The 23138-nt window shown below is 73.9% G+C and carries 25 protein-coding genes and 1 tRNA gene; 12 read left to right on the forward strand and 14 right to left on the reverse strand.

All coding sequences use genetic code 11. The annotated features are described in order from the left end of the window. Nucleotides 1-65 precede the first annotated feature (65 nt). Nucleotides 66-941: a glycosyltransferase family 2 protein gene (locus GA0070616_RS18690; RefSeq protein WP_175440125.1), complete on the forward strand. Its 876-nt coding sequence runs from the start codon at nucleotides 66-68 to the stop codon at nucleotides 939-941. On the opposite strand, the gene GA0070616_RS18695 is transcribed toward GA0070616_RS18690, so the two are convergent. The 6 genes from GA0070616_RS18695 to GA0070616_RS28225 all read right to left on the reverse strand — a co-directional run bounded on the left by GA0070616_RS18695 (nucleotide 938) and on the right by GA0070616_RS28225 (nucleotide 6486). After that, a complete protein-coding gene (locus tag GA0070616_RS18695) occupies nucleotides 938-1642 on the reverse strand; it encodes a nucleotidyltransferase family protein (RefSeq protein WP_245712825.1) in 705 nt (234 codons plus the stop codon). The genes GA0070616_RS18690 and GA0070616_RS18695 overlap by 4 nt on opposite strands. Before the next feature lie 5 nt (nucleotides 1643-1647). Continuing rightward, the gene (locus GA0070616_RS18700; RefSeq protein ID WP_091084410.1) at nucleotides 1648-2664 is read right to left on the reverse strand and encodes an SDR family NAD(P)-dependent oxidoreductase; all 1017 of its coding nucleotides are present in this window, start codon (nucleotides 2662-2664) and stop codon (nucleotides 1648-1650) included. Then, nucleotides 2661-3617, reverse strand: coding sequence for an NAD-dependent epimerase/dehydratase family protein (locus GA0070616_RS18705; RefSeq protein ID WP_175440126.1), 957 nt, complete (start codon nucleotides 3615-3617; stop codon nucleotides 2661-2663). The genes GA0070616_RS18700 and GA0070616_RS18705 overlap by 4 nt, the downstream gene beginning before the upstream one ends. Next, nucleotides 3614-4630, reverse strand: a complete 1017-nt coding sequence (locus GA0070616_RS18710; protein WP_091084418.1) for a glycosyltransferase family 4 protein — start codon at nucleotides 4628-4630, stop codon at nucleotides 3614-3616. Before GA0070616_RS18710 ends, GA0070616_RS18705 begins: the two co-directional genes overlap by 4 nt. Next, the gene (locus GA0070616_RS18715; protein WP_091084423.1) at nucleotides 4627-6123 is read right to left on the reverse strand and encodes a lipopolysaccharide biosynthesis protein; all 1497 of its coding nucleotides are present in this window, start codon (nucleotides 6121-6123) and stop codon (nucleotides 4627-4629) included. Before GA0070616_RS18715 ends, GA0070616_RS18710 begins: the two co-directional genes overlap by 4 nt. A 126-nt stretch (nucleotides 6124-6249) precedes the next feature. Further along, nucleotides 6250-6486 (reverse strand): hypothetical protein, encoded by a 237-nt coding sequence (locus GA0070616_RS28225; protein ID WP_175440127.1) that lies wholly within the window; start codon nucleotides 6484-6486, stop codon nucleotides 6250-6252. Nucleotides 6487-6598: 112 nt separating this feature from the next. Here GA0070616_RS28225 and GA0070616_RS18720 point away from each other — a divergent pair, with 112 nt between their 5' ends. Together GA0070616_RS18720 and GA0070616_RS18725 are read left to right on the forward strand one after the other, a co-directional pair. Then, a complete protein-coding gene (locus GA0070616_RS18720; protein ID WP_175440128.1) occupies nucleotides 6599-7543 on the forward strand; it encodes an endo-1,4-beta-xylanase in 945 nt (314 codons plus the stop codon). A 216-nt stretch (nucleotides 7544-7759) separates the two neighbouring features. Continuing rightward, entirely contained in the window at nucleotides 7760-9223 is a 1464-nt protein-coding gene (locus GA0070616_RS18725; RefSeq protein ID WP_091091090.1) for a sugar transferase, read from the forward strand. Nucleotides 9224-9227: 4 nt separating this feature from the next. Here the strand turns inward: GA0070616_RS18725 and GA0070616_RS18730 are convergent, their stop codons facing one another. Then, complete coding sequence (locus GA0070616_RS18730) at nucleotides 9228-10304, reverse strand: LCP family protein (protein WP_091084429.1); 1077 nt, start codon at nucleotides 10302-10304, stop codon at nucleotides 9228-9230. 22 nt (nucleotides 10305-10326) lie between these two features. Between GA0070616_RS18730 and GA0070616_RS18735 the strand changes: the two genes are divergently transcribed. From GA0070616_RS18735 to GA0070616_RS18745, 3 genes are all read left to right on the forward strand, one after another. Beyond that, nucleotides 10327-11253 carry a class I SAM-dependent methyltransferase gene (locus tag GA0070616_RS18735; RefSeq protein WP_245712826.1) on the forward strand — a complete coding sequence of 309 codons (927 nt, stop codon included), beginning with the start codon at nucleotides 10327-10329 and terminating at the stop codon, nucleotides 11251-11253. Nucleotides 11254-11257: 4 nt separating this feature from the next. Next, the gene (locus GA0070616_RS18740) at nucleotides 11258-12073 is read left to right on the forward strand and encodes an MOSC domain-containing protein (protein WP_091084431.1); all 816 of its coding nucleotides are present in this window, start codon (nucleotides 11258-11260) and stop codon (nucleotides 12071-12073) included. 74 nt (nucleotides 12074-12147) lie between these two features. Beyond that, nucleotides 12148-13221, forward strand: coding sequence for an expansin EXLX1 family cellulose-binding protein (locus GA0070616_RS18745; RefSeq protein ID WP_245712827.1), 1074 nt, complete (start codon nucleotides 12148-12150; stop codon nucleotides 13219-13221). A gap of 38 nt (nucleotides 13222-13259) precedes the next feature. Here the strand turns inward: GA0070616_RS18745 and GA0070616_RS18750 are convergent, their stop codons facing one another. From GA0070616_RS18750 to bcp, 3 genes are all read right to left on the reverse strand, one after another. Further along, nucleotides 13260-13805, reverse strand: coding sequence for a GNAT family N-acetyltransferase (locus tag GA0070616_RS18750; protein ID WP_091084434.1), 546 nt, complete (start codon nucleotides 13803-13805; stop codon nucleotides 13260-13262). 67 nt (nucleotides 13806-13872) lie between these two features. Then, nucleotides 13873-13955, reverse strand: a tRNA-Leu gene (locus tag GA0070616_RS18755). 36 nt (nucleotides 13956-13991) lie between these two features. Continuing rightward, a complete protein-coding gene (gene bcp, locus GA0070616_RS18760; RefSeq protein WP_091084439.1) occupies nucleotides 13992-14468 on the reverse strand; it encodes a thioredoxin-dependent thiol peroxidase in 477 nt (158 codons plus the stop codon). 223 nt (nucleotides 14469-14691) lie between these two features. On the opposite strand from bcp, the gene GA0070616_RS18765 reads away from it, so the two are divergent. The 4 genes from GA0070616_RS18765 to GA0070616_RS18780 are packed head-to-tail and all read left to right on the forward strand — an operon-like array spanning nucleotide 14692 to nucleotide 17322. Beyond that, complete coding sequence (locus GA0070616_RS18765; RefSeq protein ID WP_091084444.1) at nucleotides 14692-15408, forward strand: energy-coupling factor ABC transporter permease; 717 nt, start codon at nucleotides 14692-14694, stop codon at nucleotides 15406-15408. Continuing rightward, the gene (locus GA0070616_RS18770; protein ID WP_091084447.1) at nucleotides 15405-15794 is read left to right on the forward strand and encodes a PDGLE domain-containing protein; all 390 of its coding nucleotides are present in this window, start codon (nucleotides 15405-15407) and stop codon (nucleotides 15792-15794) included. Before GA0070616_RS18765 ends, GA0070616_RS18770 begins: the two co-directional genes overlap by 4 nt. A gap of 9 nt (nucleotides 15795-15803) precedes the next feature. Continuing rightward, a complete protein-coding gene (gene cbiQ, locus GA0070616_RS18775; protein WP_091084453.1) occupies nucleotides 15804-16574 on the forward strand; it encodes a cobalt ECF transporter T component CbiQ in 771 nt (256 codons plus the stop codon). Between the two features lie 7 nt (nucleotides 16575-16581). Beyond that, complete coding sequence (locus GA0070616_RS18780; RefSeq protein WP_091084458.1) at nucleotides 16582-17322, forward strand: energy-coupling factor ABC transporter ATP-binding protein; 741 nt, start codon at nucleotides 16582-16584, stop codon at nucleotides 17320-17322. Here GA0070616_RS18780 and GA0070616_RS18785 read toward each other — a convergent pair. From GA0070616_RS18785 to GA0070616_RS18800, 4 genes are read right to left on the reverse strand one after another with little or no spacing between them, the layout of a single operon-like run. Then, nucleotides 17309-18460: a hypothetical protein gene (locus tag GA0070616_RS18785; protein ID WP_245712828.1), complete on the reverse strand. Its 1152-nt coding sequence runs from the start codon at nucleotides 18458-18460 to the stop codon at nucleotides 17309-17311. The genes GA0070616_RS18780 and GA0070616_RS18785 overlap by 14 nt on opposite strands. Continuing rightward, entirely contained in the window at nucleotides 18457-19173 is a 717-nt protein-coding gene (locus tag GA0070616_RS18790) for a DsbA family protein (RefSeq protein WP_091084463.1), read from the reverse strand. The genes GA0070616_RS18785 and GA0070616_RS18790 overlap by 4 nt, the downstream gene beginning before the upstream one ends. After that, a complete protein-coding gene (locus GA0070616_RS18795; protein ID WP_091091106.1) occupies nucleotides 19166-19687 on the reverse strand; it encodes a MauE/DoxX family redox-associated membrane protein in 522 nt (173 codons plus the stop codon). The genes GA0070616_RS18790 and GA0070616_RS18795 overlap by 8 nt, the downstream gene beginning before the upstream one ends. Before the next feature lie 37 nt (nucleotides 19688-19724). Beyond that, on the reverse strand, nucleotides 19725-20303 hold the full coding sequence (locus tag GA0070616_RS18800; protein WP_091084466.1) for a sigma-70 family RNA polymerase sigma factor: 579 nt from the start codon (nucleotides 20301-20303) through the stop codon (nucleotides 19725-19727). Between the two features lie 322 nt (nucleotides 20304-20625). On the opposite strand from GA0070616_RS18800, the gene GA0070616_RS18805 reads away from it, so the two are divergent. Both GA0070616_RS18805 and GA0070616_RS18810 read left to right on the forward strand, forming a co-directional pair. After that, nucleotides 20626-22281 carry a copper resistance CopC/CopD family protein gene (locus GA0070616_RS18805; RefSeq protein WP_091084469.1) on the forward strand — a complete coding sequence of 552 codons (1656 nt, stop codon included), beginning with the start codon at nucleotides 20626-20628 and terminating at the stop codon, nucleotides 22279-22281. 14 nt (nucleotides 22282-22295) lie between these two features. Then, complete coding sequence (locus tag GA0070616_RS18810) at nucleotides 22296-23033, forward strand: YcnI family copper-binding membrane protein (protein ID WP_091084474.1); 738 nt, start codon at nucleotides 22296-22298, stop codon at nucleotides 23031-23033. The last annotated feature ends 105 nt before the right edge of the window (nucleotides 23034-23138 follow it).

The following is a 23138-nucleotide window of genomic DNA, read 5'->3' on the forward strand; positions in this document are numbered from 1 at the left end:
GTCCGCCGGTGGCACGGGCGACCGGCCACGCGGCGTACGCAGGGGCAGCACGGGGGTGCGGTGTCATGGCAGGAGGGGACGGGCGTCCACCGGCATACCCCGAGGTGCCGGGGGTCGAGTCCGCCCCGGTCGGCCTTCTGCCGTCCGAACCGCCGCTGACCCCGGCGATCTCCGTGTGCATCGCGGTTCGTGACCGCCCCGAGCTGCTCGTGAAGGCGATCCGCAGCGTTCTGGCCGGGCGGTTCGACGACTACGAGGTCGTCGTGGTCGACGACGGGTCGGTCGTACCCGCCCAGGAGTCACTGGCCGAGGCGGGTCTGCTGGCCGACCAGCGGATCCGGCTGGTTCGGCGCAGGCCGCGCGGGATCAGTGCCGCCCGCAACACCGCTCTCAGCGTCGCGCGCGGGCGGTGGATCACCGTGTTGGACTCCGACGACGAACTGTCGGAGGACGCCCTGAGCCGGATCCAGGAGTTCCTGGCCACCTCGGGCGCCTCCTGGGTCTACACCGACTACCAGGAGCTGGTGGCGGGCTCCGAACGCACCATCAGGCTGCCCGCCTATCCGAGCGCCAGCCGGATGCGCTGGTCGATCCTGACCCGGCCACGGCTGCCGTTCAAGCACTCCGGCATGTCGATGGACCGCAACCTCCTGGTCCGACTCGGCGGATACGACGAGCGTCTCCCGATCAAGGTCGACGTCGAGCTGGTGCTGCGGGCGCTCAGCCACGGAGTCCGGCCACGACACCTGGCCCACCCGGTCGTCCGCTTCCGCCGGCACCCCGGCAGTGTCAGCCGGAAGCGGTTCGCCGGCCTCGCGGTGTGGTTCGACCTGATCGACCGGTACAGCCGGCCCCGACTGCCCGGCCTGGCCCTGGGCGTCAAGGTGGTGCGGGCGACCAGCGAGGTCGCCAAGTGGCTGGTGTCGGTCGCCGGGCGTTAGGCGTCCGGCAGGAAACCGGCCGGGTTCTCGCTGAACAACCTGTTCGCCAGGGCGTAGTCGTCGACCCGGCCGATGTCGAGCCAGAAGCCCTCGTGGCGCCGACTGGCGACCCGCCGGCCCCTGCCGAGCAGGTCGAGGACGAGCTGGGGCATGTCGTAGCTGCCCTCGGCGGGAATCTCCGCCAACGCTGCCGGTGACATGGCGTACGCGCCCATCGACACGTCGAGCTTCAGGGTGGGCTTCTCCTCGTAGCCGACGACGTGCTCCGCCGGGTCGAGATGGAGGATGCCCAGGTCGATCTTCTCGGCACGGGTGTAGACGCTGACGGTGACCGGGGCGTCGGCCGCGCGGTGCCGGGCCATCAACGCGGTGAAGTCGAGGTCGGTCAGCAGATCACCGTTCAGCACGAAGAAGTCGTCGTCCAACGTCCCGGCGAGCTGCCTCAGCGGCCCGGCGGTCCCCAGTGGACGCTCCTCGCGCAGGTAGTCGATGCGGAGACCGAGCCGGCGGCCGTCCTCGAAGTATCCCTCCAGCAGGTACGCCAGATGCCCCGTCAGCAGGGTCACGTCGGTGACCCCGTGGGCCCTGAGCTGCCGCAGCAGGATCTCCAGAATCGGGATGTCACCGACCGGCATGAGCGGCTTCGGGAAACTCGTGGTGAACGGCCGCAGCCGGGTGCCGCGGCCCCCGGCGAGGATCACCGCCCTCACACCGTGTACCGGTCGACGTCGAACCGGTCCAGGTGCGCCCGCACGTACTCCACGACGTCGGCCAGCCCCTCGCGCAGCGGGACCGTCGGCTGCCAACCGCACCGCTCGCGGGCCCGGCCGGTCGCCGCCACCAGCTCGAACACCTCACTGCGCGCCGGACGCAGGCGCTGGTCGTCCGCCACGATCTCGACGCCGGGGCGCCCGGCGACCTCGGCGACCAGTCGGGCGAGGTCACCGATGGCGATACCCCGACCGCTGCCGATGTTGGTGACCTGTCCCACGCAGGCGTCCGCGCCGGCCACGGCGAGGAAACCGGCGGTCGTGTCCGCGACGTGGGTCAGGTCGCGCACCGGCCGCAGGTCGCCGAGTGCGATCCGGTCCCGGCCCGCCACGACCTGCGCGGCCACCGTCGGGATGACCGCGCGGGCGCTCTGCCGGGGCCCGTACGTGTTGAAGGGGCGGATGACGGCGACGGGCAGGTCGAAGGAGCGGTGGAAGGACTCCGCGAGCGCATCGGCGCTGATCTTCGAGGCGGAGTACGGGGACTGCGGCTGCATCGGGTGCTGCTCGTCGATCGGCGTGTAGCGGGCGGTGCCGTACGTCTCCGACGTGGAGGTGTGCACCACCCGCGTCACGTCGAGGTCGCGGGCCGCCTCCAGCACGTTGAGGGTGCCGGTCACGTTGGTCGCGACGTAGGACGCCGGCGCGACGTAGCTGTAGGGAATCGCGATGAGCGCGGCCAGGTGGAACACGGTGTCGCAGCCCGCGACAGCGCGCCGCACCGCGAACGGGTCGGTGACGTCCGAGTGCACGATCTCGACGGACCCGCGTACCTCGGCGGGCACGTCGGCGAGCATGCCGACGTCGGAACGGCCGTTGTAGCGGACCATCGCCCGCACCCGGGCACCGGCGCGGACCAGGCGTTCCGTCAGGTGCGAACCGATGAAGCCGCCGGCGCCGGTGACGAGGACACTCCGGCCTGCCCAGTCGTCGGATGTCCGTACCGCCGTCATCGCTTGCTCTCCTCGTCCGTGGGGTGTCTGTCGACCAGTTCCCCGAGCAGGTCACCGAGGCTCTCCCGGAGCTCCCGCTCCGGTTTCCAGCCCACCTCGGCGGTCAGTCTGTCGGCGGAGCCCACCTGGTAACGGACGCCACCTGCGCCGCCGTCGGCGACGTCGACGACCGACTCGTCGAGACCTGCCACGTCGAGCAGCACGCGAAGCACCGCCCCGACGGACACGGCCCGACCCGAGCAGACATTGTAGGTACGACCGGGTCGACCGGCGTCGGCAATGTCCGCGTAGGCCCGCGCCACGTCGCGTACGTCGGTGAAGTCCCGGACCGCGTCCAGGTCGGCGACGCGGACCCGGGCGAGTCGGCCCGTCGCCACGTCGGCCACCCGGCGGGCCAGCGCACCCGCGACCGTCGCCGTCCCCTCACCCGGCCCCACGTGGTTGAACGGTCGCGCGGCCGTGACGGAGATCCGCCCGTCCGCCCCCATGGCCAGGGCCAGCGACTCCGCCGCCGCCTTGGCGTGGCCGTAGGCACCCAGGGGCAGTGCCGCGACCTCCTCGGTCACCGGGTTGCGCTCCCTCGGCACGGCACCGTACTGCGCCGACGAGCCCACGACCACCAGGCGCGGGGGCCGGTCGACGCCCTCGACCGCCCGCAGCGCCCGGCACAGGTGGTAGGTCGGTGGGACCACGTCCGCGATCAGTTCGTCCACGTCGGCGACCCGTTGCGGGAGTGCGCCAGCCAGGTGGACGACGACGTCGGGCCGGACGGCGGCGACGGCGGCGGCGGTCGCCCGCCCGTCGCGCAGGTCGACCTCCAGGTAGCGTTCGGCGGTCCCGGCGGTACGTGGTCGCCGGCCCGCCCCGACGACCTGGTGACCCCGTTCGGCCAGGATCCGTCGCAGATGACCGCCGACCCACCCGTGCGAGCCGGTGACCAGAAATGTCGTCACGACCGCAGCACCGTGCGGTAGATCTCGGTGATCCTGCGGGCGACGCGGCTCTCGTCGAGCCAGGCGTTGCGGTCCCGGCCGTCCGCCCGGGTGCCGGCGGCCAACACGTCGGCCACCCGCCCGGCGAGGTCCCGGACGAGCCGCGTGCGGGCCTCGCCGTGCGACGGCCCGTCGGGGAACCGCACCACGGCCCCCGGTCGTACGCCGTCCAACACCTCCGCCACGTCGCCGACGTCCACGGAGACGACCGGCAGCCCCATCGCCGTGGCCTCCTTGACCACCGTCGGCGACCCCTCGCTCCCCGGCCGGGAGGTGAACAGCAGCAGGTCGGCCGCGTCGTACTTGCGGACCAGGTCCGCCTCGGGTTGACCCGGCGCGGAGAGGACCAGTTCGCGTACGGGCAGGCCCTGCCGTCGTACCTCGCCCACCACCTCGGTGAACAGGTCGTACCCCTTGACGGGCCGTGCCGGGTCGGCACCGAACAGCACCACCCGGTCGGTCGGGGCGATGCCCAGCGACGCCCGTGCGGCGGCCCGGTCCGCCGGGCGGAACAGCGCGAAGTCGACCCCGTTGGCGACGACGTGCCCGGCCGGATCCCCGGCCGCCTCGGCCAGGCGGCGGGAGACGTAGATCCGGGCCCGCGTACCGCCCCAGCCGAGCCGGGTGATCCGCCGCTGACGGGGCTCGTTGACATCACTGCCGTAGAGCGACAACACCCGCGCGGGATGACCGGCCAGCCGGGCGGCCGGCGCGGTCATCCCGTAGTGGACGTGCACGATGTCGTAGCGGCCGGTGCGGGCCCGCCGTCGTACCCGAGGGGCGGCCAGCACGTAGTCGGCCCTGCCTCGGGACTGGGCGACGACCTCCACGTCGACGTGGTGGCCCAGGGCGCGCAGTGCCGTCACCTGCCGGTGGACGAAGATCCCTCGGTAGCCACCGTTCTCGGGCCACAGGTTGGTGACGGCCAGGATCCGCAGCGGGCGCTCCGCCGTCGCCGGTTCGGTGTCGTTCACAGGGTCCTCTCGGAGGCGGTCGCGGCGGCCACGGGTGGTGCGGCCGGCAGGGGGTCGCGGCGGGCGCGCAGCAGCCGTCGCAGCAGGTTCAGGTCACGGCCCAGGACGATCAGTGCCCCCACCAGCAGCGCGGCACCGACGCCCAGGGTGGACCAGGACCAGCCGGCCAGTACGTCGAGTCGGCTCACCACGAGCCCGACGGCCAGCAGGCCGGCGCAGCGGGCCAGCAGGCCGGCCCAGGGGAGGCGGTGGATGCGCCGCACCGCGAGGACGGGCAGGGCCGCGGTCACCGCTGTGCCGACCAGGTAGCCGAGCGCCACGCCCTCCGCCCCCAGCCGGGGCGCGGTCACCCACACCAGGACCAGCCCGACGAGGCAACCCGTCACCGCGGAGGCGACCGGTATCCGGGTCCGGGCGACGCTGCCGCTGGCGAGGGCGTTGACGGACGGCACCTGGACGATGCCGAAGAACGCCGCGCAGAGCATGAGCCGGAGCACGTCCGCGCCCGCCGCGTACCGGGCTCCGCCGAACAGGCTGAGGACGACCGGCGCGACCAGCAGGCCCAGCAGCAGGACCGGCGTCATGGTCGTGGCGAGCAGTCGGGTCGCCGAGTCCACCTGTCGCCGGACGGCGGAGGTGTCCCCGGCTCCCTGCGCGCCCGCCATGACCGGGAACAGGGCGAGGGCCAGGCCCCGGGGCAGGAAGTAGAGGGGCGCGATCAACGTCACCGCGGCCACGACGTGGGCGACCTCGGACGGCTCGGCGAACCGCCCGGCGAGCAGTTGCGTGCCCTGGAGGAAGCCGGCGCTGGCAACCGTGCCCACGCTGCCGAGCAGCACGAAGGCCATGACCTCCCGGCGCGGGAACCGGCCTCCGGCCGGGCGGCCCTCGGCGCGGTGGTGGGAGCGCAGCCGCCATCTGCTCAGCACGACGAACGACCCGTATCCGACGCAGAGCGGCAGCAGGTAGGTGGTCGTGCCCGTCAGGACGACGACCGCCGTGCCGGCGACCGCCAGCAGCGAGGTCACGATCTCGATGCCGGCGTAGCGGGCCACCAGGCCGTGACCGTACAGGGCCGCCTTGTCCATCGTGTACATCGAGTAGCTGACGGTCAGGGCCAGCAGCGACAGCGAGTCCAGCACGTCGGGTCGGTACGCCCAGTGCACCACGCCCGTCGCCGCGACGCCGAGCAGCACCGCCGCCACCGTTCCCAGTCGGGACAGGGACCGGTGCACCGCCCACGCGGACGCCGGGTCGCCGGCCCCCCGGTGGAAGGCGATGAACTTCGACAGGCCGCTGGAGATCCCGCCGGGCAGCAGGAGGCTGGCCACCAGGCTGGCCGCCAACATGATCCCGACCAGACCGTAGGTGGCGCGGTCGGTCGCGTGACTGGTCAACGAGCCGTGCACCAGTCGCGTCCCGCCGACGGCGACGAGGGCGACCATGGACAGCGCGCCGGCGCGGACGATGGACGGGGTCTGCCCGGCGCTCACCGCCCCGGCCCCGGCTCTGCCCCCGTTGCCCGCGCCCGCCCTGGTGCCTGCATCCGCCCTGGTGCCCGCGCCCGGTCGGCCGCGCCGGACGCCGTAGGATCCTTCGGGCACATCAGGTGGACTTCGTCATGCTGGCGTCGCTACTCCGTCGGGGGTGTTCATGGCCGAGGAGGTCCAGGCCAGGTCCGCCGCCCGAAGATCCGCCCGAGAATCCGCCCGGCCCGCCGCCCGAGAGTCCGCCCGGCCCGCCGCGCGGGCCGTGCGCCGCCCGTCGGCGACTGCTTCCGCCACCAGGTCGCGGCCGCCCGTGCGCCCGGGCCGACTGCTGGCCACCGTCTCGTCGGCCGTGGTGCTGGTCCTCATCGCCTGCGCAGCATACGTGGGTTGGTGGCGCGGCGGGGGACAGCCCGACCCGTGGTCGGCCCCGCAGCCGGGGGCCGGTCAGGAACCGTCGGGTCCGGTGCTTCGTGCCCTCATGCCCTCGAACGTCCGGATCGGCAGCGCGGTGGACGGAGGGCTGCTCGCGTCGGACGAGCGGTACCGCGCGAGGCTCGCCGCCGACTTCAACGCGGTGACCGCCGAGAACGCGATGAAGTGGGCGAACCTGGAGCCCGGGCCGGGCCGCCACGACTGGACGGCGAGTGACCAACTGGTCGACTTCGCCCAGGCCAACGGGCAGGCGGTCTATGGGCACACGCTCGTCTGGCACAGCAGCGTGCCGTCCTGGGTGGTGGAGGGTTGGCCCCGGGAGCGGCTCAGAGCTGTGCTCCGGCAGCACGTGACCACCACCGTCTCCCGCTATCGGGGCAAGGTGTGGGCCTGGGACGTGGTCAACGAGGTGCTGGCGGAGAACGGCACCCTGCGCGACTCCCTCTGGCTGCGCAGGCTCGGGCCGGGTTACATCGCCGACGCCTTCCGGTGGGCGCACGAGGCCGATCCCGACGCCCGGCTCTTCATCAACGACTACGGCGCCGAGGGGCGGGGCCGCAAGGCCGACGGCCTGCACCGGCTGGTCCGGAATCTGCGTGCCGGTGGTGTGCCGGTGCACGGCGTCGGCTTCCAGGGGCACCTGCGCGCGGACGCGCCGCCGAAGGACCCGACCGGCAACCTCCGGCGGTTCGCGGCCCTTGGCGTCTCCGTCGCCATCACCGAACTCGACGTGCGGATCCAACTGCCGACGAACACCGAGAAGCTGCTGAACCAGGCGCTGCTCTACCAGCACATGCTCCGCGCCTGCCTGACCGTGGCCACCTGCGAGTCGTTCACCGTCTGGGGCTTCACCGACGCCAGCAGTTGGATCTCCTCGCACTACCCCGGCTACGGCGCGGCCTGCCTCTACGACGAGCAGTTCAGGCCGAAGCCGGCACGGGACGCCCTGCTGCACGAGTTGCGGGCCCGCGCGACGGCCGCATCCGACTGACGATCCCGGGGGCCCGTGGCGGTCGGGTCGACCGACCCTCCTGTCCGGACCCGCTGTAGCAGTGCCGGGTCCGCGGAGCATATGGTGCACGACGCGATCTCCGCTCGGGGCAAGGAAGGGAAGGTCGTGTCCGCGCACACGCAGATCCTGTCGACCGTCGTGCCGTCACCGAGATACGACCCGGAGCTGGGGGTGATCACACCGCCGGCCAACGGCATGCCCCGGCTGATCTTCGGCCGCCCGGTCGCGCCGCGGGCCCGCTGGCGCCGCCGGTACGTGGTGGTGCTGCTCCTGCTCGACCTGCTCGCCGCGATGGCGGCCACCCGTACGGTGGTGGCCCTGTTCGAGAAGGCCGACGCGGGTTTCTGGGACGACCGGTTCCTCGGCGGGGCGGTGAGCACCTTCGCGTTGGTGGCCAACGTCGGGGTGCCGCTGCTGTGGATGACCATCCTCACCGCCTCCGGCGCGTACGACCGGCGGGCGTTGGGTCGGGGCACGGAGGAACTGCGGCGGGTCGTACGGGCCAACGTGGCGATGGCCGCCGCCGTGTCGTTCCTCGCGCTCGGCTTCAAGAAGGACGTGTCCCGGGCCACGGTCGCCGGTGTCATCGTCGCCCTGCTCCTCTACACGGTGGCGACCCGGGTGGCGGCCCGGATCGTGCTGCGCCGCATCCGTCGGTCGACCCAGCGGGCGTCGCAGAAGGTGCTGCTGGTGGGCCGGCTGGGTGACGCGCTGGCCGTGCACGAGGTGATGATCCGCAACGCGGGCGCGGGCCTGCGCCCCGTCGCCATCCATCTGCCCCGCCATCCACGGCCGGGGGAACGGGTCGAGGCGCCGGTGCCGGTCTACGTCGGTTGGGATCTGGTGCCCCTGGTCCAGCAGCTCGGTGCCGACACGATCGCGGTGTGCGGCCCGGCCAGCCTGGAGTCGTACGAGCTGCGCAAGCTGGCCTGGCAGTTGGAGGGCACGGGCCTTGACCTGGTGGTGGTGCCGCAGGTCACCGACGTGACCGGCCCCCGCATCCACGTCCGCCCCATCGAGGGGCTGCCGCTGCTCAACGTCGAGGAACCGACCATCTCCGGTCTGTCCCTGCTGGCCAAGAGCCTGCTGGACCGGGTCACGGCGCTGGTCGGCCTGGTGTTGCTCAGCCCGGTGCTGCTGGGCATCGCGCTGGCGATCAAGGTCACCGACCCGGGGCCGGTGCTGTTCCGGCAGAGCCGCATCGGCCACCAGGGGCGGGCGTTCAAGGTGTGGAAGTTCCGCACCATGTACACCGACGCCGAGCAGCGCCTGGAGGCGTTGCGGGACCGCAACGAGAGCGACGGCCTGCTGTTCAAGATCAAGGACGATCCGCGGGTCACCCCGATCGGCCGGCACCTGCGGGGCCTGTCGCTGGACGAACTGCCCCAGCTGGTCAACGTCCTGCTGGGCCAGATGTCCCTGGTCGGTCCGCGCCCGCTGCCCACCGAGGACGACGACTACCGCGGCGACGTGCGGCGGCGGCTGCTGGTGCGGCCCGGCATCACCGGGCTCTGGCAGATCTCCGGTCGATCCGACCTCACCTGGGAGGACGCCGTGCGGCTCGACCTGCACTACGTGGACAACTGGTCGCTGGTCTACGACCTGGGGATCCTGTGGCGTACGGTCAGCGTGGTGCTCGCCCGGCGGGGCGCGTACTGACGGTTCACCGCCCCCCGCCGGCGCGGACGATCTCCTTCGCCGCGTCCCGGCGCACCGCGTCGTAGAACTCCCGGGCCCGTGCGGTGTCGGCGAAGACCACGCTTTCGGTGCCCACCCGCCCGGTGCCCTTCGTCGGGCTGGTCACGAAGAACAGGTCGCCGCTGCGCAGGTTGCGCAGCTCGGCGGCCAGGTCCAGCAGGGACAGCTCCCGGTCCACCGACACGGCGTCGGAGGTGGCCCGCAGGAACGAGTTGAGCCGGGCGGGGTTGGTCAGGATCCCGCCCGAGGTCGCCTCGTCGAGGATCGCCTTGATGACCTGCTGCTGGTGCCGGATGCGGGCGAAGTCGCCGTCGGTGAACTGCTTGCGCTGCCGCGAGTAGTCCAGCGCGGCTTCGCCGTCCATCCGCTGCCGGCCCTGCGGGAACGTGCGGAACGGCGGGTGGATGGAGGTGAACCGCTTCTCCGAGCTGACCTCGATGCCGCCCAGCGCGTCGATGATCTCCTTGAAGCCGCCGAAGTCGACCATCACCACGTGGTCGACGCGGACCCGGGTGAACTTCTCCACGGTCTGCACCATCAGCGGCACCCCGCCCCACGCGTACGCGGCGTTGATCTTCGCGTCCCGACCGCCGTGGTTGCCGTCCGTCGATCGGGGCACGGGCACCCAGGTGTCCCGGGGGATCGAGATGAGCTGCGCGCTGGAACGGTCCTTCGGCAGGTGGGCCAGGATGATGGTGTCGGTGCGCGAGCCGCCGGTGCCGTCCGGGTCACGGGAGTCGCTGCCCAGGATGAGGATGTTCGTCGCGCCCCGGGCGACCGGCTCCGCCTGCGGACGGTCCGCCTCCGGCACACCGTCGAAGGCGTCGACCCGCTCGATGTCGGACTCGACGGACTTCAGGTAGAAGCCTGCGGCCACCATGCCGCCCACCCCCACCAGCGTCAGCGCCAGCAGGCCGAGCAGGGTGATCCGGCCCCACCGCCGACGCCGCCGGGGAGCCGGGTGGCCGGCGTCCGGGGCGTCCGTCGGGTCGGACCCGGCCGACTCCGCGACGGGTGCGGAGGATTCCTCACGATCAGGCATGCCGCGATGCTACTGAGCCGCGGTGCCGTCCACGTACCCTCCGCCGGGGGCGCTGCACCGGGGCATCGACGGTGGAAGTGCTGACCTGTTTCCCTTCACCTGGTACAACCTGTCCGTGGACGCAACGAAGCTTCGCCGGGCCGTCGCCCGTACCCCCCTCGCTCCCGTCGCCGCCTTCCCGAAGCGCCTCGCCCGGGTCGCCCGCCACGACGCCAAGGTGCTGCGCGTCTCGGCGCGCTGGCTGTTCACCTCCCGCGAGCACCACAACTACACCTACGAGCTGACGAAGCTCAGCCGCCAGCACCTGGCCTGGTTCGTCGCCGTCGTCTGCGACCTGCCGGTCAAGCAGGTCCGCGGATACCTCGCCGAGATCGAGGCCGACGAGGCGCTGCGGCGGCACATCGAGTCGGCCACCGCCGGCGCCGCCCGGCGCGGCCTGGCCGACAAGCGGGTCCGGTACGCGCGGCGGGTCGGCTGGTACGCGCTCGTGCGCGCCCGCAAGCCCGCGCACGTGGTGGAGACCGGCGTCGACAAGGGGCTGGGTAGCTGCGTGCTGGCCGCCGCCCTGCTGCGGAACGCCGCCGAGGGGCACCCGGGCCGGGTCACCTCGCTGGACATCAACCCGGAGGCCGGCTACCTGGCCCGCACCGCCCCCTGGTCGGAGGTGGTCGACCTGGTGGTCGGCGACAGCATCACCTCGATCGCGGCGCTCGACCGGCCGGTGGACCTGTTCCTGCACGACAGCGACCACAGCCGCGCCCACGAGAAGCGCGAGTTCGAGGCGGTCGAGCCGAAACTGGCGCCCGGCGCGATCCTGCTGACCGACAACGTCACCACCACCAACGTGCTCGCCGACCACGCCGAGCGCACCGGCCGGCGGTTCCTCGCCTACCGGGAGACCCCCGCCAACCACTGGTACCCCGGCGACGGCATCGGCGTGGCATGGTGACCGGATGCGACTGAGCGCCGTCCACACGTACCCGGTCAAGGGTTGTCACCGGCTCGACCACGACGAGGCCGCGGTCGAGCCGTGGGGCCTGGCGGGGGACCGGCGGTGGATGATCGTCGACGACCGTGGGGTGGGCGTCACGCAGCGGGAGACGACCGCGCTGGTGCGGCTGCGCGCCCACCCGTACCCCGGTGGGGTCCTGCTGCGCGCCGACGGCCGTCCCGATCTGGCGGTGGTCGAGCCGGCCGGCGTCGGCCCGGTCGCGGTGCGCACCTTCGCCAACCGCACGCTCACGGTGGACGCGCTGCCCGCCGGCCCGGCCGCCGACGACTGGCTGGCGGCGCTGCTCGGCGGCCCCGTCCGGCTGGTCTGGCTGGCCCGCCCGGCCAGGCACATCGAACCCGGCAGGCAGTACGACCCGGGCGACCGGGTCAGCTTCGCCGACGCCTATCCGCTGCTGCTGGCCAACACCGCGTCCCTGGCGGCGGTGGGCGACTGGCTGGTGGCGGCCGGCGAGGAGCCGGTGCCGATGACCCGGTTCCGGCCCAACCTGGTGGTCGAGGGCGCGCCCGCCTGGGCGGAGGACGACTGGGCGGGTCGGCCGCTGCGCGTCGGTGGGGTGCGGTTCCGTGCGGCCGGGCCGTGCGCCCGGTGCGTGGTCACCACCACCGACCAGGAGACCGGGGTACGCGGCCGGGAGCCGCTGCGAACCCTGGCCCGGCACCGGACCGTCGACCGGAAGCTCCTGTTCGGACTGCACCTCGTCGCCGAGGAAGCCGGCACGGTCGCGGTCGGCGACCCGGTCGAGCTGGGCGGCTGACCCGGGCGGCCGGCGTCCCGGCTCCCGCCCGGTCGGCTTGTCGACCAGAGCGCGGTAGGGCAGCATCTGGCGTCGTGATCGACGGTACCGCTCCCACGGAACACGTCCGCTCCGCCGCAGAACGGGGCCGGCGACGTGCGCCCCGCTCCGGCCGGGGGCGCTGGCTGGTCGGCGGCGCGGTCGCCGCGCTGGCCACGGTGCTCGGGCTCACCCTCGCGCTGCGCTCCGGCGCCGCTCCCGCCTGTGCCGCCCCCGGGGCCGGGCGGAACCTGCCGTTGGTCGCCGCCCCCGGGGCCGGGCGGAACCTGCCGTTGGTCGCCGCCCCCGTGGCCGCGAAGGCCCCGCCGACCGCCGGGACGGTCGTTGAGGGCAAGGCAACCTTCTACGACTCGCGGGGCGCCGGCGGGAACTGCTCCTACCCGTCCGCACCCGCCGACCGGCTCTACGTCGCGCTCGGTCCCGACGAGTACGCGGCGGGTGCCGCCTGCGGCGGATACCTGACGGTGACCGGCCCGAAGGGCAGCGTCCGCGTCCTGGTGATGGACCAGTGCCCGGAGTGCGCGCCCGGCCACATCGACCTGTCGAAGGAGGCGTTCGCCCGGATCGCCGACCCGGTGCAGGGCATCGTGTCCGTCAGCTACCGGCTGCTCGCCGACCCGCCGCTGCGCGGCCCACTGGCCTTCCGGATCAAGGAGGGCGCGTCGCGGTACTGGTTCGCCGTGCTCGTCGCCGACCACGGCAACCCGCTGCGGGCAGTGGAGGTGCGCCAGGGCGACCCGGGCGGGTGGCGTGCGGCGAACCGGGCCAGCTACAACTACTGGCTGATCGACGCGGGCGCCGGGCCGGGGCCCTACCAGATCCGGGTCACCGACACCCGGGGTCACCGGGTCACGGCCACCGGCATCCGGATGGCCCCCGGCCAGGTGCAGCGCGGCAGCGTCCGGATGTACGGCGCGGGCAGCGCGCCCGCCCCGTCCGCGAAGCCGTCGCGACCGCCGTCGGCGTCGGCCAGCCCGACGCCCCGGCCGAGCGTCCCGAGCGCCACCGCGACGCCGACACCGGCCGGCCCGGCGGGCACCACCCCGGCCGTCGCCGCGCCACCCGGCGAGCCGCCGGTGGCCGACGTGCCGGCGGAGCGCTGCGGCTGACCGCCCGGCGCACCACTGTGGCTGACCGCCCGGCGCGGTCAGACCGGGCGGCCCGCCGGCTCGGCCCCGGTGAGGTCGAGCCACATGAACACCTCGTCGCGGTCGTCGCCGGTGGCGACCCGCAGCGCGCCGGGCAGCCGGCCGACCTCCCGGTAGCCGAGCCGCCGGTAGAAGGTGTCCAGGCCCAGCCCGTCGCGCACGGTCACCTGCAACGCCGTCAGTCCCAGTTCGCGGCCGAGCCGTTCGGCCTCGCGCATCAGCGTCACGCCGTGCCCGTGCCCCTGGGCGTCCGGGTGGACCATCACCCGGGTCAGGACCCGGTAGTGGGCCTTCAGGTGGAAGCGGTTGTCGGTGAGGACCGCCATGGCGACGGGGCGGTCACCGGCGTACCCGATCAGCAGTCGGTCGGTGCCGGCGGCGACGCCTGCCAGGGTCGGGTCGGCGATGGTCCGCACCTCGGCGGCGGTCACCGGCGCGACGAAACCCACGGCACCGCCGGCGTTGGTCACGTCGACCCAGAGCGCGACGATCCGGTCGCGTAGGTCGGGGGTCAGGTCGGGGTCGAGGACGAGGCGCAGGCTCACGTCGTCATCCTGACCGAACGGCCCGGGACCGGGCTCGCGATGGTGACGCGCCCGACAGGCTGCCGAGTGCGGGAGGGGGGATTCGAACCCCCACGTCCTTTCGGACAATAGGACCTAAACCTACCGCGGCTGCCGTTACGCCACTCCCGCCGACCCAGAGAGTCTAGAGGCTCGGGGAGCCGGGGGTCAGTCCAGGCCGAGGTCGCGACGCAGCTTGGCGACGTGGCCGGTGGCCTTGACGTTGTAGAGCGCCCGTTCGACCTTGCCGTCGGCGTCGATGACGAAGGTCGAGCGGATCACGCCGGTCACGGTACGGCCGTACATCTGCTTCTCGCCGTACGCGCCGTAGGCGGTGAGCACCGCCTTGTCGACATCGGACACCAGCGGAAAGGTGATCGCGTCGCGGGCGCGGAACTTCGCCAGCTTCTCCGGCTTGTCGGGGGAGATGCCGACCACCTCGAAGCCGGCGGCCTGGAGCGAGGCGAGCGAGTCGCGGAAGTCGCAGGCCTGCTTGGTGCAGCCGGGGGTCATGGCGGCCGGGTAGGCGTACAGGATGACCCGACGGCCGCGCAGGTCGGCCAGCGTGAGCGTGTCACCGGTGTCGGTGGGCAGGCTGAACTCGGGCGCGGGGTCACCGGGGGTGAGGCGGTCGGGCGCGGTCATGGCCCGACCATACCGCCGCCCACGTGTCGCCCGCCGCAGGCGGTACGGGCCCGCGGCCCGCCGCAGGTGTCACCGGTCGTGTCGCCCACCGCGAACGGCACCCGCCTCGCTGCGGGGGCGAGATCATGCTCCTGGCCTGTTGCCAACTATTGGCAACAGCATCGAGTGAGAAATAGGCTGACGCGGCCGGCGTGGACGAGCCCGCCGGCGCGTGGGAGGTCGCGTGGAAACCCTGGCGATGCACATCTCGAACGGGATCATCGACGGTCCCGTCGCCGCGGCCTTCGCGGTCCTCGCGCTGGCCGCGACGGCCTACTGCGTCCGACGCGGCCGGCAGGACCTCGACGACCGGCTGGCCCCCATGGCGGGCCTGGTCGCCGCCTTCATCTTCGCCGTGCAGATGCTCAACTTCCCGATCTTCACCGCCGGGGTGAGCGGTCACCTGCTCGGCGGCGCGCTCGCCGCCATCCTGGTCGGCCCCTGGGTGGGCGCGCTCTGCGTGGCGGTCGTGCTGGTCGTGCAGGCGCTGGTCTTCGGCGACGGCGGGGTGGCGATGCTCGGCCTCAACATCACCAACATGGCGGTACTCGGCACCGCCGCGGCGTACCTGCTGATCGCCCTGCTGCTGCGGGTGCTGCCGCGCACCCCGGCGGGCCTGGCCGTCACCGCGTTCGTCTCCGCTCTGGCCAGCGTGCTGGTCGCGGCCATGGGCTTCGTCGTGCAGTACCAGCTCGGCGGCACGGCCGACCTCGGCGGCAACCTGGCCGGCCTGGCCGGCACCATGGCCGTCTCGCACCTGCTCATCGGCATCGGCGAGGGTCTGATCACCGCCACCACCGTGGTCACCGTCGCCAAGGTCCGCCCGGACCTCGTCTACGCGCTGCGTGCCCTGAAGCCGGCCACACCGGCGCCCGTCCCGGTTGTCGGAGGTGCCCGGTGAGGAAGCGTTCCTGGGGTTTCGTGCTCGGCGGCCTGCTGGTCGCGCTGCTGCTGGCCGGCGTGGTCAGCAACTTCGCCTCCTCACACCCCGACGGGCTGGACTCGTCGCTGCGGGAGGGCTGCACCTTCGACGCCGACGACACCATCACCGGCGGCAGTTGCCCGGCGCAGCAGGAGAAGGAGCACGAGATCGGCGGCCCGCTGGCCGACTACGGGGTGGCCGGCGTCGACAACGACTTCCTGTCCACCGCGCTGTCCGGGGTGCTGGGTGTCCTGCTCACCTTCGCCGTGGCCGGCGGCGCTTTCTGGCTGGTGCGCCGTCGGGACACCCCGGCGGAGGCCGGCCCCGCCGAGCGGGACGACGTCCGCGCCGGGACCGGGAGCTAGGGGTACGCAGTGGGGGCCGGCCACGCGCACGTGCTGTACCGGGAGTCCGACTCCCCGGTGCACCGGCTCCCGCCCGAGGTCAAGATCACGGCGATGGTGGTGTTCACCGTCGCCGTGGTCGCCACCCCCCGCGAGGCGTTCTGGGCCTTCGGCGCGTACGCCCTGCTGGTCGCCTGCGTCGCGGCGCTGGCCCGGGTGCGGCCCGGGTGGCTGCTGACCCGTACGGCGATCGAGCTGCCGTTCGTGCTGTTCGCGTTCGCACTGCCGTTCGTCGCGACGGGGCAGCGGGTCGAGGTGCTCGGCGTGGGCCTGTCCGTCGAGGGCCTGTACGGCGCCTGGAACATCGTCGCCAAGGGAACCTTCGGGGTCTGGGCGTCACTGCTGCTGGCCGCGACGACCACCACCAGGGACCTGGTCGTCGGGCTGGACCGGCTGCGCTGCCCGCAGATCCTCACCCAGATCGCCACATTCATGCTGCGTTACCTCGACGTGCTGATCGGCGAGACCCGTCGGATGCGGGTGGCCCGGATCTCCCGGGGCGACGACCCGCGGTTCCTGTGGCAACTGCGCGGCTTCGCGGCGGGCGTCGGCGCGCTGTTCCTGCGGGCCTTCGAACGCGGCGAGCGGGTCTACCTGGCGATGCTCGCCCGCGGCTACACCGGCCGGATGCCGGCGGTGTGGCAGGGCGCGGGCGCGGCCACCGCCGGGCAGTGGCTGGCCGGGGCCACCGTCCCTGCCCTGGCCGGCACCGTCGCCGCCGCCGCGCTCGTCCTGACATGATCGGTACGTGCAGCCCGCCTCTCTCGACCTCCGCGGCATTCGGTACGCGTACCCGGACGGGCACGTGGCCCTGCACGGGGTCGACCTGACGGTCGGGCGCGGCGAGCGGGTTGCCCTGCTCGGGCCCAACGGCGCGGGCAAGACCACCCTGGTGCTTCATCTCAACGGCATCCTCACCCCCGCCGAGGGGAGCGTTACCGTCGGCGGTCTCACGGTGCGCCCGGACCGACCGACCCTGGCCGAGATCCGCCGCCGGGTGGGCATCGTCTTCCAGGACCCGGACGACCAGCTCTTCTTGCCCACCGTCGCCGAGGACGTGGCGTTCGGGCCGGCGAACCTGGGGCTGCGTGGGGCGGAACTGGCCGTCCGGGTCGACGAGGCCCTGGCGGCGGTGGGCATGTCGGAGCACCGGGGCCGGGCGCCGCACCACCTGTCGTTCGGCCAGCGGCGGCGGGTGGCGGTGGCCACCGTCCTTGCCATGCATCCGGAGATCCTGGTGCTCGACGAGCCGTCGTCCAACCTCGACCCGGCCGCCCGGCGGGAGCTGGCGGAGATCCTGCGCGGCCTGCCGGTGACGCTGCTGATGGTCACCCACGACCTGCCGTACGCCCTGGAGCTGTGCGACCGCTCGGTCATCCTCGACGCCGGCCGGATCGTCGCCGACGCCCCCACCCGGACCCTGCTGGCCGACGAGCCGCTGCTGTCGCGCCACCGCCTGGAACTTCCCTACGGCTTCACCCCCCGCTGACCGCCACGCCCTTGGGAGTGCGGCCGGTGGCGTGCAGGCGCAGCGCGGCGGCGGCGAGAACCCCCGCGCCGGTGATCAGCGTGACCGCGACCAGGAGGCGGGCCAGTGTGGCGGGCCAGGGACTGGGGGCGACGGCGGTGCCGAGGACGGCGGCGTTGGCGACCCCGGCGAACAGCGCCAGGCACGCGCCGGCCAGGGCGACCGCCAGTTCGGCGGCGGGCCGGCGGGCCAGTGCCCAGCCCCCGGCGACGACCGCCCCGACGGCGGTGAGCAGTGCCCACACCTGGCCGCCGAGCAGCCCGAGCAGCACCCCGCCGACGCCCTCGGCCCCGGCGTCCAGTTCCCGCCCGACGACGAGCACCACCCCGGCCGTCCCACCGGCGACCAGCAGCCCGCCGAGCCCGCGCAGGGCCCGGCCGCCCGGTCGGGACGCCGCGGGCAGCAGCCCGGCCGCGCCCACCGCCAGCGCCCCGAGCGTGATCCCGACCCACCAGGTGTACGCGTCCGGTGGCGGCACCCAGTCGAGGGCACCGCGGATCTGCCCCGCCTCGCCGCCGACGCGCAGCGGCACCACCCAGTCGCGTACCCGGTGCTCCCGGTCGGGGTCGGCGCGCACCGGCGCGGGCGGGGCCGCCTCGAGCCACAGTGCCCGCTGGTCGTGCCAACGGGCGGTCGGTCCGTCGCCGATCCGCCGCCAGTCCGGCGGGGCCGCCGGGTTGGCCTCGGCGGGCACCCGGGTCTGCCCGGCGATGGTGCGGTTGAGGTACGTGGCGGGGGAGCGCAGGTTCTCGTACACGCCGTCTGGCCCGACCCGCAGGTACGGCTCGCCGGAGTAGCCGACGACCTCGACGGTCCGGCCGCCGGTGCTGGTCAACTCCAGCCGGGCGCCCGCCTCGACGACCCGGACGCGCAGCCCGGCGTCGGCCGGTTCCAGCGACGTGACGCTCACCCGGTAGTCGGTGCCGTCGGGAGCATCGGCACCGTGGGCGAGGGCCGGCGCGGCGGTGGCCGCGAGGGCGGCGAGCATCCCGACGACCACCAGGGCGGCACGGGCGGCCAGGGCCACCAGGGCGGCCACGGCGGCACGGGACGCCGGGTTCACCAGGGCGGCACGGGCCGCCGGCGGGGTGTGGCTCACCGGCTGGCCGCCTCCACGGCCGCCCGGATGTTCTCCGGCGTCCAGTCCTGGACGCGTTGCCCATCGACCAGGATGGTCGGGGTGCCGGCGATTCCGGCCCGGCTGGCCTCCTCGGTCACGTGCTCGGTCCACCCGGTGTAGGTGTCGTCGCGGACGCAGGAGCCGAAGGTGTCGCGGTCCAGCCCGACACCGACACCGATGTCGATCAGCTCGTCGTCGCTCAGCCCGGCGCCACCCTCGGGCGGCTGCCGTTCGAACAACGCTTCGCTGAACTCGCTGAACTTCCCGCCCTCGGCGGCGCAGCCGGCGGCCGCGGACGACCGGGTCGAGTACTCCGTGCTGGAGTAGCGGTTCAGGTAGGCGACCGGGTGGTAGACGACGCGGACCTTGCCCTCGGTGACCAGTTCGTCGAGGGTGGCCCCGCTGGCCTGCTCGAACTGCTTGCAGGCCGGGCAGAGGTAGTCCTCGTAGACGTCGACGGTCACCGGGCCGGAGCCGACCACGATGCCCGTGCCGCTGTCGTTGGCCCCGGGCGGGGCCGTCCAGTCGTCGGCGCGCTGACTCGACCAGACGCCCCAGCCGATCAGTCCGGCGACGACGAGGACGGCCACGGCCGCCGCCGTCGTCCACAGGGTGCGCCGACGACGCCTCTCCCGGGCGATCTGCTCGCGTACGACCCGGGCCGCGTCCCTGCGGTCCTTGCGGCTACTCATCCTCGTCCTCCACCGGTCCGCCCGCGAGCACGCCGTCGACCGACAGCGGGGTGCGGGGTCGCAACAGCAGGAACCCGGCCAGCGCCAGGAATCCCAGGTCCCGGAGGATCTCCGGAAGGTAGCTCGGGGACTGCCCGGGGGGCAGCTCGCCGCCGGTGCCGAAGCAGCCGCAGTCGATCGCCAGGCCGCGCGCCCAGGCCGAGGCGATGCCGGCGACGAACACCGCCAGCAACACCGCGGACACACCGGCACTCAACCGGGTGGCCAGTCCGAGCAGCAGCAGGACGCCCAGCGCCAGCTCCACGAACGGCAGCGCGGCACCGACGGCGGTGGCCAACTCGTACGGCATGACCTGGTACGCGTTGACGGCCCGACCGGAGGCGGCCAGGTCGCCGACCTTCGTCGCACCGGCGTACAGCCAGACGGCGGCCAGGCCCAGCCGGACGGCGAGGCCGATCCAGGGGGCGACGGCGGCCCACCGGGTGGTGGTCCGTGGGCGGGCTGGTGCGGTCATGGTCATTGGTCGTCCCGTTCCGGCCGGCGGTTCCCGTTCACCCCGCGATGGCCTTGCCGACGGCGTCGACCAGGTCAGCCCGGGCGCGGGCGACCCGGGAGCGGATGGTTCCCACGGGCACTCCCTCCACGGCGGCGGCCTCGGCGTAGGACAGGCCGAGGAGCTGGGTCAGGACGAACGCGCTGCGCCGCTCGGCGGGCAGCCGGCCGACCAGGTCGGCGGCACCGAGCTGACCGGCCGGGTCGGGGTGCGGCACGTCGGTGTGGGCGTGTGCGGTGAGCCGGTCGTCGAGCCGGCGGCGGCGGACCACGGTGCGCAGGTGGTCGGCGCAGGCGCGGCGGGCGATGCCGAGCAGCCAGGTGCGGGCCGAGGAACGTCCCGCGAAGGAGGGGAGCGCCCGCAGCGCTCGCAGGTAGGTCTCCTGGGTGAGGTCGTCGGCGCTGTCGGGGTCGACCAGGGCGGCTGTGAACCGCCACACGTCGGCCTGGGTGGCGCGCACGAAGGCCGCCTGGGCGGCCGGGTCGCCGTCGCGGGCCGCCAGCGCCCACGCGGTCGCCGGGTCCTCCCCCGGGTTGGCCGGGCCGGGGACGGAGACGTCACGCGGGGCGGGGATCACGTCAACCGAGAGTACGCCGCGCAGCCGGGCGGGACAGGGTCCTTCGGCCCCTTCATGGCCTGCGCCACGCCGGGAACTTTTCCCGCGCCGGGTCCGACTACCCGAACGTGACCGCCGACGACAAACCCGCCCCGCAGCCGCCCACCGGCGAGCGGGGTGTCCCGGAGCGTGTCGGGGGCCGCCCCGGTTCTGCGGCGCGGGCCTGTCCGCGTTCGGGTCGCACGGCGCGTCGCGCCGACGGGAGGCATCGGCGTCCGTCGACGGCCGAGGGTGGTGGCGACGCGCCGGGCCGGGTCGCCGAGGACGGGTGTCTTCGGCGAGCATGACCGTCATGACTGCCGCCCTCCGCCGCCGGCTCGCCGCCCTCGCCGGCCTGCTGGTCACTGTCGTCGCCCTGCTGGTCGCCCCGGCCACCCCCGCCAGCGCCCACGCGGTGCTGGTCAGCACCAGCCCCACCGCGTCGGCGGTGACGCCCAGCGGGCCCAGCGAGGTGGTGCTGACCTTCAGTGAGTCGGTGCGGAAGGTGCCCGGGAAGATCCGGGTGATCGCGCCGGACGGGTCCCGGGCGGACCGGGGCGAGCCGCGGTTCGACGGCCCGGTGGTGACCGTGCCGGTCGACCCGGCCGGTGGGCGGGGCACCTATCTGGTCACCTACCGGGTGATCTCCGCCGACAGCCACCCGGTGTCCGGAGCGTTCACCTACTCGGTGGGTTCGCCCTCGCCGCCGCCCGTGGACTCCGGCGACGACAGCCGCGCCGATCCGGTGGTGGGCGTCGCCGTCAAGGTCGCCAAGTTCGTCGGCTACGTCGGCCTGCTGTTGCTGGTCGGCGCGGCACTGGTGCTGGCCGTGCTGTGGCCGGGTCGGCTGCCCCGGCGGGGTCCGGCCCGGCTGGCCTGGACGGGCCTCGGCCTGCTGGCGTTCGCCACGGTGGCGGGCCTGCTGCTCCAGGTGCCGTACACCGTCGGCGGCGGGGTGTTCGACGTCACCGGCGAGGGCCTGGGCGCGGTGCTGGGCAGCACGTTCGGCGCGGCGCACCTGGTGCGGCTGGGCCTGTTGGCGGCGGCGGCGTTCCTGCTGCGTCCCCTGCTGGCGGGGCCGGTCGGCCGGACGGACCTGGTCATCCTGGGCATCCTCGGCACGGTGGCGCTGCTCACCTGGCCGCTGGCCGGGCACCCGGCGGCCTCGCCCGCACCGGCCGTGTCGGTGGTGGTCGACGCGGTGCACCTGGGCAGCATGGCGGTCTGGCTGGGCGGGCTGGTGATGCTCGGCGGGTTCCTGCTGCGCCGCGCGAACGAGCGGGAACTGGAGGCGATCCTGCCGATCTGGTCGCGGTGGGCCGCTCTCGCCGTCGCCGCGCTGCTGCTCGCCGGCACCGTGCAGGCGTTGATCGAGGTGGCCACCCCGAGCGCCCTCGTCGGCACCACGTACGGGCGGCTGGTGCTGGCCAAGGTCGTGCTGTTCGCGCTCGTCGTCGGGGTGGCCGCGTACTCCCGGCAGTTGGTGCGGCGGCGCACGGCGGCGGGCTCGCCGACGTCGATGCGCCGGGCGGTCTGGGCCGAGTTGGGGATCACGGCGGTGGTCCTCGCGGTCTCCGCCACGCTGGTGCAGACCACGCCCGCCCGTTCCGCCGACACCGAGGGAGCCGGCGCGGACAGCGGCTACTTCACCACCACCGTGACCAGTCCGCTCTACTCCCTCCAGGTGGAGGTGGACCCGGCGGAACCGGGCAACAACTCGGTGCACTTCTACGCGTACTCGCTCGACAACCGGCCGCTTCCGGTGCAGGAGTGGAGGGCCACCGTCGCGCTGCCGTCGGCGGGAATCGAGCCGATCACGATCCCGTTGCTGCCGTTGACCGACAACCATGCCACCGGCGAGATCGCCCTGCCGGCGGCCGGCGACTGGGAGCTGTCCGTCACCGCCCGTACCACCGAGATCGACCAGGCGACGGTGACCGTCACCGTGCCCGTCCGTTAGAAAGGATCTCCGTGATGACCCGTCTCCGGCGTACCGCAACCGCCGCTGCCGCCCTGACACTCGGCGTCGTCGCCACGGCCGTGTTCGGCTTCGTGGCGCCCGCGTCGGCGCACGTCACGGTCAACCCGAAGGAGGCCACCCAGGGCGGGTACGGTCGCTTCGCGTTCCGGGTGCCGAACGAGAGCGACACGGCGTCGACCACGAAGGTCGAGGTGTTCCTGCCGGAGAACGCGCCGGTCGGTTCGGTGAGCACCATGCCCGTGCCGGGCTGGACGACGGTGGTGGACAAGCGGACGGTCGACCCGCCGGTCGAGGTGCACGGGGCCCAGCTCACCGAGGTGGTGTCGAAGGTGACCTGGACGGCGACCGAGGGTGCCGCCATCGCGCCGGGCACCTTCCAGGAGTTCCCGGTCTCGATGGGCCCGCTGCCGCAGGTCGACACGATGGTCTTCAAGTCGTTGCAGACGTACTCCGACGGGGCCGTGGTGCGCTGGATCGACGAGCCGGTCGCCGGCGGGGAGGAGCCGGCCAACCCCGCGCCCGTGCTCACCCTCACCGCCGCCGACGCCCCGGCCGACCCGGCCGCGGCCGACGCGCCCGCTGCCGCGGCGGGCACCGACGACGGGGACGGCGGCGACGGACTCGCCGTCGGGCTCGGCGTCGCCGGGCTGGTCGCCGGCCTGGGCGGGCTCGTGCTCGGCGGGCTGGCGTTCACCCGTACCCGCCGGGAGCCGAACCCGCAGCAGCCCTGACCCGTACCGCGTCGTCCCGGCCCGTCGGACCTTCCGGCGGGCCGGCTGCCTTCCGGCCCCCGTGTCGTGGATATCCGCTGATCAGCGGCTCCGCGTCGGTAAGGT

This window comes from Micromonospora nigra (assembly GCF_900091585.1).
Classification (GTDB): Bacteria; Actinomycetota; Actinomycetes; order Mycobacteriales; family Micromonosporaceae; genus Micromonospora; species Micromonospora nigra.